9 protein-coding genes are annotated in these 11,095 nt (G+C 67.8%); 2 read left to right on the top strand and 7 right to left on the bottom strand.

Annotation, left to right across the window (positions count from 1 at the left end):
* Positions 1–217 precede the first annotated feature (217 nt).
* Both MHN80_RS03275 and MHN80_RS03280 read right to left on the bottom strand, forming a co-directional pair.
* Complete coding sequence (locus MHN80_RS03275; RefSeq protein ID WP_239399513.1) at positions 218–1,714, bottom strand: aldehyde dehydrogenase; 1,497 nt, start codon at positions 1,712–1,714, stop codon at positions 218–220.
* Positions 1,715–1,821: 107 nt separating this feature from the next.
* Entirely contained in the window at positions 1,822–3,273 is a 1,452-nt protein-coding gene (locus MHN80_RS03280) for an MFS transporter (protein ID WP_239399515.1), read from the bottom strand.
* Positions 3,274–3,356: 83 nt separating this feature from the next.
* Between MHN80_RS03280 and MHN80_RS03285 the strand changes: the two genes are divergently transcribed.
* Positions 3,357–4,220, top strand: coding sequence for an alpha/beta fold hydrolase (locus tag MHN80_RS03285; protein ID WP_239399517.1), 864 nt, complete (start codon positions 3,357–3,359; stop codon positions 4,218–4,220).
* Here MHN80_RS03285 and MHN80_RS03290 read toward each other — a convergent pair.
* The 3 genes from MHN80_RS03290 to MHN80_RS03300 form a co-directional block, all read right to left on the bottom strand.
* Positions 4,186–5,553: an MFS transporter gene (locus MHN80_RS03290; protein ID WP_064570001.1), complete on the bottom strand. Its 1,368-nt coding sequence runs from the start codon at positions 5,551–5,553 to the stop codon at positions 4,186–4,188. The two genes, MHN80_RS03285 and MHN80_RS03290, sit on opposite strands and share 35 nt — an antisense overlap.
* A gap of 353 nt (positions 5,554–5,906) precedes the next feature.
* Complete coding sequence (locus MHN80_RS03295; RefSeq protein ID WP_239399519.1) at positions 5,907–6,947, bottom strand: LLM class F420-dependent oxidoreductase; 1,041 nt, start codon at positions 6,945–6,947, stop codon at positions 5,907–5,909.
* Positions 6,948–7,017: 70 nt separating this feature from the next.
* On the bottom strand, positions 7,018–7,827 hold the full coding sequence (locus MHN80_RS03300; protein ID WP_064569420.1) for an enoyl-CoA hydratase-related protein: 810 nt from the start codon (positions 7,825–7,827) through the stop codon (positions 7,018–7,020).
* A 126-nt stretch (positions 7,828–7,953) separates the two neighbouring features.
* On the opposite strand from MHN80_RS03300, the gene MHN80_RS03305 reads away from it, so the two are divergent.
* Positions 7,954–8,787 (top strand): glucose 1-dehydrogenase, encoded by an 834-nt coding sequence (locus tag MHN80_RS03305; protein ID WP_239399521.1) that lies wholly within the window; start codon positions 7,954–7,956, stop codon positions 8,785–8,787.
* A gap of 10 nt (positions 8,788–8,797) precedes the next feature.
* On the opposite strand, the gene MHN80_RS03310 is transcribed toward MHN80_RS03305, so the two are convergent.
* Both MHN80_RS03310 and MHN80_RS03315 read right to left on the bottom strand, forming a co-directional pair.
* Positions 8,798–9,541, bottom strand: coding sequence for an SDR family NAD(P)-dependent oxidoreductase (locus MHN80_RS03310; RefSeq protein WP_239399523.1), 744 nt, complete (start codon positions 9,539–9,541; stop codon positions 8,798–8,800).
* 4 nt (positions 9,542–9,545) lie between these two features.
* Entirely contained in the window at positions 9,546–11,069 is a 1,524-nt protein-coding gene (locus MHN80_RS03315; RefSeq protein ID WP_239399525.1) for a class I adenylate-forming enzyme family protein, read from the bottom strand.
* Positions 11,070–11,095 lie beyond the last annotated feature (26 nt).

The following is an 11,095-nucleotide window of genomic DNA, read 5'->3' on the forward strand; positions in this document are numbered from 1 at the left end:
TCTCGCTGATGTGACGCCCGCCACCCTCGGTCCCCACCGTAAGCCGAAAGACATGAGACGTCAAGCGATATTTGTCAGCAGCTCGGAGATTCGAGAGTTGCTTTGCGACAGAGCTTTACGGAAACCGAGCAAGTCTCGCGAAGACATGACAGATAGCAGGCATGCCGAAACGGCGTGGCAGGCGCCACGCCGTCTCGGCATGCGGGAGGGGTTTGCTCTAGGCCCCCGGTTGCGGCGCCGGGAGATGGACCGTCTTGAGCTCGAAGAATTCGTCGAGCCCTTCAGGGCCCCCTTCACGTCCGACGCCGGACTGCTTATAGCCGCCGAACGGCAGCGTGAAGTCGATGACGGACGCGTTCACGTTCACCGTCCCGGTCCGGATACGTTGCGCCACTTCGAATCCATGCTCGACGTCGGAAGTGAACACCGCACCCGAGAGGCCGTACTCGGAGTCGTTGGCGATGGCCACGGCGTCGTCCTCGTCTTCATAGGTGATGATCGAGATCACCGGACCGAAGACTTCTTCCTGCGCGATGGTCATGTCGTTGCGTACGTTGTCGACAAGGGTCGGTTGCACGAAGAAGCCCTGGTCGCCGACGCGGCCACCCCCATGGACGATCTCGGCGCCCTCCTTGCGCGCCGCCTCGATGTAACCCTCCACGCGGTCTCGCTGACGCGCCGAGGTCAACGGGCCGAGGAAATTCGTTTCTTCCCAGGGGTTTCCGATGGGGATCATGCCGAGTGCCGCTTTGTAGGCCTCGACGACCTCGTCGTGTCGCGCAGCCGAGACCAGGACGCGGGTCAGGGCGATGCAGGCCTGGCCGGACTGCAGACACCCGGCCATCGGCAGGTTCTGCATGACCGTGTTCAGGTCGGCGTCGTCGAGGATGATGGCCGCCGACTTACCACCGAGTTCCAGGGAGACCTTCGCGACCCGGTCGCCGGCGAGGTTCATGATCCGGCGACCGGTCGCGGTGCTCCCGGTGAAGGTGATGTGATCGACCCGCGGGTCGGTGACGAGCAATTCGGAGACCTCGCGGTCGGCGACGAGGACGCTGAGTACGCCCTCGGGGATCACGCCCTCGTCGACGAGTTCACCGACCACGTCGGCGAACACCGACGGGGACAGCGGAGCTTCCGGCGAGGTCTTGAGCACGACCGAACAACCCGCCGCCAGTGCCGGGATCACCTTGAACGCAATCGTGCCGATGGGACCGTTCCACGGGATGATCGCGGCGACCACTCCGCTCGGCTCCTTGAGGATGCGCGAGATCCCGCCGTCGGCGCGCGTCCGATCCTCGCGCAGGTTCACCTTGCGGGCCTCTTCGGCGACCGCGCGGAACAACCCCACCGTCATCTGCTGCGTCATCGCGCTCACCGGAACCGGAACGCCGACCTCGACGATGCCCAGCGTCGTCAGCTCGGCAACCCGCGCCTCCAGCCGGTCGGCGATGGTGTCGATGACCGCGGCCCGCTCGGCGATCGGCGTGCGCACCCACGTCCCCTCATCGAACGAGGTCCGCGCCGCCTCGACCGCGCGTGCCATGTCGTCGGCGGTCGCGGCCCGTGCGCGTGCGGCGGTGCGCTCGAAGTACGAGTCGACGACCTCGATCCACTCGTCACCCGACGAGTCGACCCACCGGCCGCCGATGAACACCTGGTCGCGATCGGCCACGGTGGCGAGTGGATCGGTGGCTTGTTCTGTGATTGTCATGAAAAGCAGTTCTCCTCGAGAAAATCGCGGCGGACCAGCGCGGACCACACCACTGCGCCGCCTGTGAAGCGGATCACAGTACACCTTAATAACCGAACGCCATTAGGTCAACAGCTGACATCTTCTGTCCGATGTATCGCAGCGGTGGCCGCGGTCTCGGCACCCTGCCGTCCTGGACGAGACATCAGACCGACGACGCCTGCGGCTCCGGCGGCGGCGCCACCGAGTGCGAAGACCAGGCCGTACGCCGTCTCCGACGGGTGGGCTCCGCCCGTGACCGTGAGGGTCGCGAAGAGGGAGGCCACCGTCGCACTCGCGATCGAGCTGCCGACGATCCGCGCGATCGCGTTCACACCGTTGGCAACCGCCGTGTCCGCCGCCGGTACCGCGTCGGTCAACAAGGACGGCAGTGCCGCGTAGGAGCCACTGACGAAGACGTTGACCACGACGGCCGCGACGATCAGCTGCCACGGCCGGTCGCGGGCGAGGACGAGGAGCACGAACGCGATCACACCGATGACGCACATCGCCGCGAGGACCCGGTCTCCGCGAAACCGGTGGATGAGTCGCCCACTCACCGCGGCGGCGACGAACCCGGCGCCGGCGCCGGGGAGCAGGAACACCACACTCGCCGCCAGCACACTCGCCCCGAAACCGTAACCGGCGACATCCGGTTCTGCCTGGACGAACTGCGCGATACCGAGGAACTGAAAGTACATCGCCGCTCCCACGAGCGCCGCGGCGATGTGCGCGGGAGTCACCCGCCGTCCGGCCAGCGCCCTGGGCGGCACCAGGGGCGCACCCGCCCGGCGCTCGTGGAGACACCAGAGCCCGAGGCACGCCACGCCTCCGAGACCCACTCCGACGGCGAGCCCGGCCGATCGGCGCGGGCCTTCGGCGAGTGCCAGCAACACCGCACAGAGGCCGATCGCGAGCAGGAGCACACCGGCCACGTCGGCCCCCGGGCCCGGCACTGCCGCGCCCGGCGTCGCGGGGACCGCAACGGACACCCAGCCGAGCGAGAGGACGCTCAGCGTCAGCAACATCCAGAAGACCCGCTGGTAGGGTCCGTCGCCCGCGACCAGCACGCCGGCGGCCACCATCCCCAGCCCCGCGCCGCCCGCCATCATCCCCGACATCAGCCCGATGGCGTGCGCGAGCCTGCGGTGGTCGGAGGTCTCGCGGAGCACCGCGACGCCGATCGGGAAGATGGCGAACGCGGAGCCCTGCAGTACACGCCCGATCACGAGCAGCGGCAGGTTCGCGGCCACTACGCACAGGACGGAACCGAGGACGACCACGACGAGGATGGCGATCAGGACGCGTCGTCCCCCGCGGCGGTCCGCGAGCTTGCTGAGCACCGGCGTACAGATCGCCGCCGAGAGCAGGTTGGCGGTCAGGACCCATCCGATCTCGGCGGGTCCGACCCCCAGTTGCGTCGACATCGTCGGGATCACCGGAACGACCGCGGCTTGCAGGACGGACATCGTCGTCACGGCGAAGCAGAGGGCCGCGACCGCCCAGCGGTTCGACGCCGCGGTGCCTTCGGGACGGTTCACCCCTGGAGCCCCTTCCGTTGTCGTTTGTCAATAAAACTTATACCGTTAGTTTGATGCGTGCATCATCGACGGAGGGAACGTCCATGTCCGACACCACAAGCGCCATCCGCCTGCGGGGGGACGGTGTCACCCTGGCGGCTGATCGCTGGGATCCACGCGAGCTGCCTGCGGCGGGGACCGCGCTCCTCATGCACGGTGGCGGCCAGACGCGGCATTCGTGGCAGCGCACCGGACAACGGCTCGCCGAACACGGCTGGACCGCGATGACGATCGACGCCCGGGGCCACGGGGACAGCGACTGGGCGGCGGACGGTGACTACTCGATCGCCGCGCACGCCCGGGACCTGGCAGCGGTGGTCGCGGCCATGGAGACCCGCCCGGTCCTCATCGGCGCCTCCCTCGGGGGGATGGCCTCGCTGATCGCGCAGGGAGCCGACCCGACGCTCGCCCGCGGCCTCGTCCTGGTCGACATCACACCCAGCGCCGAACCGGCGGGACTGGAGAAGATCTCGACCTTCATGCGGGACGGCCTGGCGGGCTTCGACTCGCTCGACGACGCCGCCGCGGCGGTGGCGGCCTACAACCCGCACCGCCGCCGGCCCCCGCGACCGGACGGGCTGCGCAAGAATCTGCGACGACGCGACGGGCGGTGGTACTGGCACTGGGACCCGCGGATGATGGCGGACCGGTCCAACAGCCCCGAGCAGGCCGGCGTTCGCGAGGAGCAGGCGCGGACAGCAGCGCGGGCGATCACCGTACCCACGCTGCTGATCCGGGGTGCGCAGTCCGACGTGGTCAGCCCGGAGAACGCACGCGACCTCCTCCGGTTGATCCCGACCGCCCGTCAGATCGATGTCGGCGGCGCCGGACACATGGTCAGCGGCGACGACAACGACGTCCTCAGCGAGGGACTCATCGAGTTCCTCGACCAGGATCTCCGGATGTGAGGGCCGCGTCGGCGCCCACCTCCGGACCCACCCGCGACAACCAGGCCGCCGCCAGGCCGAGAAGGGCTATGGCGCAGAGCAACACACTGAGCCACACGGTCGTGTCGTCGAAGGCGAGCGGCACCGCGACGAGCGGCACGATCGCGGCGCCGAGCGCGTTTCCGGCTTCCCGGCCGAGCCCCAGTCCGCTGAACACATGCCGGGACCGGAACAACTCGGTCACATAGGCACCCATCGGCCCGAAGACCATGCCCACGCCCAGCCCGTTGCCCAGGGCGAGAACGAGCCAGAACATCGCCGAGGACCCGTATTCGGAGAGCAACCAGAATGCGGGCCAGGCGAACACCGCGCTGTAGACGAACCCGCCCATGATGATGACCCGCCGTCCCACGCGATCGGACAGTCCGCCGAACACCGGGATCAACAGCGCGTTCGCCACCTGGGCGGCGATCAGACCGATCAGGATGTCGCTACTGCCCAGCCCGAGCTGATTGGCACCGAAGGTGCCCATGAACACGAGGTAGAAGTAGCCGATACCGGTCATCCCGATGGCCATCACCATCACCACGAGCAACGCCATCGGCTGCTGGTTGATGACGTCACGGACCGGGGTCCGCGCCGGGCCGCCGGTGTCCTCGATCCGATGGAACTCCGGCGTCTCGGGCAGCGATCGGCGCAACCACAACCCGTACGCGAGGATGAAACCGCTGCACAGGAACGGAATACGCCAACCCCAGCTCATGAACACGTCCTCGGACATGACCGTCGAGCAGAGCAGGAGCGCACTCGTTCCCAGCACACCGCCGAGCGCCGCGCCCATACCGGGCAGCGACCCGAGCAGGCCGCGCTTGCGCTGCGGCGCGAATTCGACGGCGACAAGGGTCGCGCCGCCGTACTCGGCGCTGGCCCCGATACCTTGGACGACCCGCAGCATCACCAGCATCAACGGAGCGAGCCAGCCGATCTGGCCGTGACTGGGCAGCACACCGACCAGCATGGTCGCCGCGCCCATCAGGACGAGTGTGAGGACCAGGATGCGCTTGCGGCCGTACCGATCTCCGAGGCTGCCCAGGATGACACCACCGACGGGGCGCACGACGAAACCGATGGCGAACGTCCCCACCGCCTGCAAGGTGCCGAGGAGCGGACTCGATCCGGAGAAGAACACACTCGCGAACACCACGGAGGCCGCGGACGCGTAGAGGCTGAAATCGTAGTACTCCAAGAGTGTCCCGACGAACGCAGCCCGGCCGGCCTTCTTCGACATCTCGGGCGTGGTGGGTGGCGCCGCCGGGGAGTTGTCCCGGCTCGCCGATGATGTGGTCTGACTCATGAGATCCTTCGCCTTCGGTACCGGGCATTGCACCCGAAAAGGACAGTGACCCTGCGAACATTAACCTAAAGGCATTTGTTTTGTGCCAGACCGGGAAAATCGCGGCCGTCGCTCCCCGATCCGAAAGCAGCGACCCCAATGCTCCCTGAGGAGCGAGCTTGCGAGCGTCACGAAGGGTCCTGGTGGAAGACCCTTCGTGACGCGCCCTCCGCAAGCTCCGGGCGCTCCTCAGGGAGCAATGGGGGCGCTTCTTTCGGATGAGGCAGCAGCTGGTTCGTGGTTTTTCGTCATCGCACCTCACGAAGCAGTTGCATTGTTATGCAACCGGATCAGGGGCAGCGACTGGACCGGCCTCAGGCCCGGACGGCCTCGAGAATCCGGTTCCTCGATTCTTCGCGCCGCGGCCAACCGCCCAGGATCAACGTCGTCAGACACGTCGGTTTCCACCTGGTCACGATGTCCTCGCAGATCTTGTCGACCGGCCCCACCAGTGCGACGTCCTCGACCATGGCGGTGGGCACCGCCTGGGCGGCGAGATCGGAGCGGCCGGCCAGATAGAGCGATTGGATCTCGGCACACACCTCTCCCCATCCCATGCGGACGAAGACGTCGTTGTGGAAGTTCGCCCCTTTGGCGCCCATCCCGCCGACATAGAGAGCGACCACGGGCTTCAACCGCGCGGCCGCCCGTTCGACATCGTCGTCCTCCACGAGCCAGCACACGTTGGCGATCTCGAAGTCGTCGGCCGTCCGGCGCGCGGTCTCGCGGGCGAACCCGTCCGCCAGCGCGGCACGGTAGAACCCGTCGGTCTTCGGCGAGAACCACAGCGGTGTCCAGCCGTCGGCGATCTCCGCGGCGAGGGCCACGTTCTTCGGTCCCTCGGCACCCATGTACACCGGGATGTCGGCGCGAAGCGGGTGCACGATCGACTTCAACGGTTTCCCCAACCCGGTGCCCCCGTCCAACGGCAGTTGAAAGTGCCTGCCGTCGAACGTGACCGGTTCATCCCGCGCCCACACCGCACGCATGATCGACACGTACTCACGAGTGCGCTCCAGCGGGCGTGGATAGGGGGTGCCGTACCAACCTTCGACGACCTGGGGGCCCGACGCCCCGATGCCGAGGATGAGGCGACCCCCGCTGAGATGATCGATCGTCTGCGCGGCCATCGCCAGCGCGGTGGGAGTGCGTGCGGCCATCTGGCACACCGAGGTGCCGAGCGCGATGGTCGACGTCCGCGAGCCCCACCACGCGAGTGGCGTCAAGGCGTCGGACCCATACGATTCCGCGGTCCAGAAGCTGTCCACGCCGAGCGCCTCGGCCTCGGCGAGCGTCTGCTCGATCCGCCGCGGCGGTCCCGCTCCCCAGTACCCGGCCATCACACCGACCTTCATGCCACCACTGCCTCTCTGCTACTTCTCGCCGATACCGTTGTCGCCCAGTGATTCCGGCAGGGATGACTGCTCAGTGATTCCGGTAGACCGCAGGCCGCTTCTCGAGAAATGACAGGACCGCCTCGCGATGGTCTCTGGTCATCGCCGCCAGGATCTGCGTCCGGTTCTCCAGGTCCATCGCCGCGCGGAGACTCGGGACCTCGAGATTCGACCACATCACTTCCTTGGTCATCCACACCCCGAATGGACTGTTCCGCGCGACGTTCTCCGCGATGCCGATGGCTTCGTCCACGATCTGTTCGGACGGAACCGATCTCGAGACGATGCCCACACGCTCGCATTCGGCGGCGTCCACCGGTCGCCCGGTGAGCATGATCTCGGCGGCCCGGGCGAACCCGATCATCCTGGGGAGCAACCAGCTCACCCCGATGTCGCAACTCGACTGCCCGCGGTTGATGAACGAGGCATGCATGGATGCCGTGTCGGACATGATCCGGACGTCGGCCATCAGCGCCAGGGCCATCCCTCCGCCGGCGGCGGCCCCGTTGACAGCGGCGATCACCGGTGGCCGAGCCCCACGGAACGCCTCCATCAGTGAGGCGATGTGTTGTTGCACCCGCATGCCGGCCTGCGCCCGTCCCTCGCCTTCTCGCGCGCCGGGTGGTTCGCCATAACCGCGCAGATCGATCCCGGCGCAAAAGGCCCGGCCGTTTCCGGTGAGCACGATCGCGCGCGTCTCGGAGTCGTGGCGCACCTCCGCAAGCACCTCGTGCAAGGACTCGACCAACCGAGCATTCATCGCGTTCAACGCGTCCGGCCGGTCGAGCCGAATCAGCAGAACGCCCGGGCGGGGCCTCTCGGTCACGATCGCATCCGGCATGCGGCATTCTCCTCGCGTTCGCGGCGCGCCCGATTCCGTGGTGCACGTCTCGAATTCAGGCTAATGTCTTTAGATTAATTCCTCAAGATCGAAGACCACGGAGCACTCGCGGAAAGGGCCAACGCCATGAACGGACTCGACGAAAAGGTCGCCGTGGTGACCGGCGGCGCCAGCGGGATCGGCGCAGCCACCTGCGGCCTGCTGGCAGCCCGGGGCGTGCGAGTGGTGGTGGCCGACATCGATGACGAGCGCGCCGTGGCCGTCGCGGCCGCTCTCGGCGACCGCGCGGTCCACATCCACGCCGACGTGACCGACGAAGACGATGTCGCTGCAGCGGTTCAGGAGGCCACCACCCGCTTCGGCCGTCTGGACGCGATGATCAACAACGCCGGCCGGGTCGGCAACTGGACCTACATCGCCGACACGTCCGCCGAGGACTGGGATTCGGCGTTCGCCGTGCTCGCACGCAGCGCGTTCTTCGGCACCAAACATGCCTCGCGTGTCATGCGCGACCAAGGATTCGGCACCATCGTCAACGTCTCGTCGGTGGCCGGGTTGCGTACGGGGTTCGGCCCCCACCCGTACGGCGCCGCGAAGGCCGCGGTTCTCGCGCTGACCCGCAGCGCGGCGCGCGAACTGGCCGAGTTCGGTATCCGCGTCAACGCGGTGACCCCCGGTGGCGTCGCCACCCGGATCGTCGGCAGCGGTGCGGGATTGGACGGTGACGACCTGGACGCCAGCATCGAGACCGTACGCCGGGGGCTCGCATCGTTCCAACCCGTCCCCCGGGCGGGTGAGGGAGACGACATCGCCGGTGCCATCGGCTATCTCGTCTCCGACGACGCCTCCTTCATCACCGGACAGAACATGATCGTCGACGGCGGCCTCACCCTGGGCAAGGCGTGGCCGCGAAACTACCGCGCGGAAGCCGACGCCGCGGCCGCGCAGCACCGGCGGTAGCCGACTGCGGTCAGACCCCCACGGGCCCACCGAGCCAGACTCCGACCTCCTCGCCGGAGACGTGCCGGCCGTCCTCTCCGACCAGGAAGGAGATTGTCGCAGCGATGGACTCGGCGGGTACACGTGGCCAGTGCGCGGCCAGGTTCGCCGCCGCGTTCTCGCCACCCGAGGCGATGATGTCGGTCTCGACGAACCCCGGCATGACGGCATTCACGGTGATGCCGCGGCGGGCGACCTCCTGCGCCAGCGAACGGGTCATCCCCACGAGGCCGGCCTTGGCGGCCGAGTAGGCGCTCATCCCCGGCGACGGTCGCCGCCCGCCGGACGGACTGCTCAGGAAGACGACCCGACCCCACCCGGCGTCGTACATGGCAGGTAGAGCCGCGTGCGCACAGTAGAACGCACCGCTGAGATTGACGCCGATGACCCGGTCCCACTCGTGTGGAGACTGCTTGCGCGCCGACGCTGCGAGATTCATCCCCGCGTTGTTGATGAGCACGGTCGGCGGGCCGAGCACCCGTGCCGCCTCGGCGATCAGCTTCTCCGCCTGAGCGGCATCCGAGACGTCGGCACGGATGGCGACCGCGCGTCCGCCGGCCGCGACGATCTCACCCGCCACCTCTTGGGCCGCCGCCGCGCCGGAGGCGTAGTTGACCGCAACCGCATGCCCTTCCGCAGCCAGTCGTCGCGAGATCGCGGCGCCGATGCCCCGCCCGCCCCCGGTGACGACCGCGACCCGTTCCGCGCGATCCACGACCTCACCTGACCTTCGGATAGGTCTGCGGGACATCGGAGTACGTATCCCGGAGCTGCCGCTTGGAGATCTTTCCGCTGGGCATTCGCGGGAGACCCTCGTCGACGAAGACCACGTACCGTGGGACCTTGTAGTCCGCGAGGTTGCGGTTGCAGAATTCGACGATGTCGACCTCGGTGAGGCCCTCGACCTTTTTGACCACCGCCGCGGGTGTCTCGCCGAACTTGTCGTCGGGAACGCTGATCACCGCCACCTCCTCGACTCCGGGGATCCGGTTGATCACCTGTTCGATCTCCACCGGGGAGATGTTCAGACCGCCGGAGATGATCATGTCCTTCAGACGATCCACGAAAGTCAGATAGCCGTTCTCGTCGAGTGTGCCGAGGTCGCCGGTGTGCAGCCAACCGTCGATCAGTGCCGCGCGGGTCGCCTCCTCATTACGCCAATACCCCGGCATCATGCCCGGACCCCGCAACAGGATCTGCCCGACGGAGTTCGGGGCGCAGTCGTTCCCGTCGGCGTCGACGACACGGATCTTGGTGAAGATGCCGCCGAATCCGCATTTGTCGGGATGCTCGGCCGCCTCCGCACGGGGCATCGCCGAGGCCGATCCACCGATCTCCGTCTGCCCGTAGATCTGCCGCAATTGGACACCGCGGTCCAGCCAGACACCCACCAGCGCGGACGGCACACGCGCGCCGCCCACGTGCGCGGTGGTCAGGTGGGCCAGATCGGCATCGGCGAAGCCCGCCACCCGGGAGATCTGCTCGAAGAGGATCGGTGGGCCGGTGAGAGTCGTTGCCCGGCTCCCGATCAGGACCCGCAGCGCGGACTCCGGATCGAATCCGGGTTGCAGGAGCAACGTCCCGCCGTGCAGGACGGTGCGTGAGATCCCCCAGATGATGCCCGCGGCCGTGAACAGCGGGAGGACGAGCAAGGGGCGCAGGCCGTTCTGCTGGATCGGTTCCATCAGTGACCATTCGTGCATCTCACCGGCGATCGTCGCGTGCGTGAACACGACCCCCTTCGGCTTACCCGTTGTCCCGCTGGTGAACACGATCGCCGTGGGGTCCGACAACTCGACCACCGGGCTGCGATACGCCGGGTGCGCGACGCCGCGCAGCGGTCGCACATCGGCCTCGAACTCCGCGATGACGAACGTGTCGCGGGTGCTGCGCACCTCCTCCACACGAGAGCGCAGGTCCGCGTCGCAGAACACGACCGCGGGGTCGCAGTCGTCGACGAGGACCGTCAGTTCCCCGGCGAGCATGCGTTGGTTGAACGGCGCCGAGATCGCACCCACCTTCATGGCGCCCAGGGCGGCGACACACCACTCCAGCGAGTTCACGCCGACATAGCTCACCCGGTCGCCTACTCCGACGCCGCGAGACCGCAGGTCGTGGGCGACCCCGTCTGCCCAGGTGTCGAGTTCGCGGTAGGTGACCACATCGCCGGCGAAGTCGATCGCGGCCTGGTCCGGCACCGTGCGGGCCCAGTATCCGAGTGCGTCGACGACGGTTCCGCTCATGTACAGCCTCCTGTTTGGGTGTGGAC

The organism is Gordonia sp. McavH-238-E (assembly GCF_022348225.1).
In the GTDB taxonomy this organism is placed as follows: Bacteria; Actinomycetota; Actinomycetes; order Mycobacteriales; family Mycobacteriaceae; genus Gordonia; species Gordonia terrae.

Excerpts from the sequence above, each read along its gene's own strand:
- MHN80_RS03275 (WP_239399513.1), bottom strand. The coding sequence starts at position 1,714 with ATGACAATCACAGAACAAGCCACCGATCCACTCGCCACCGTGGCCGAT.
- MHN80_RS03300 (WP_064569420.1), bottom strand. The coding sequence starts at position 7,827 with ATGCCGGATGCGATCGTGACCGAGAGGCCCCGCCCGGGCGTTCTGCTG.
- MHN80_RS03305 (WP_239399521.1), top strand. The coding sequence starts at position 7,954 with ATGAACGGACTCGACGAAAAGGTCGCCGTGGTGACCGGCGGCGCCAGC.
- MHN80_RS03285 (WP_239399517.1), top strand. The coding sequence starts at position 3,357 with ATGTCCGACACCACAAGCGCCATCCGCCTGCGGGGGGACGGTGTCACC.
- MHN80_RS03295 (WP_239399519.1), bottom strand. The coding sequence starts at position 6,947 with ATGAAGGTCGGTGTGATGGCCGGGTACTGGGGAGCGGGACCGCCGCGG.
- MHN80_RS03315 (WP_239399525.1), bottom strand. The coding sequence starts at position 11,069 with ATGAGCGGAACCGTCGTCGACGCACTCGGATACTGGGCCCGCACGGTG.
- MHN80_RS03290 (WP_064570001.1), bottom strand. The coding sequence starts at position 5,553 with ATGAGTCAGACCACATCATCGGCGAGCCGGGACAACTCCCCGGCGGCG.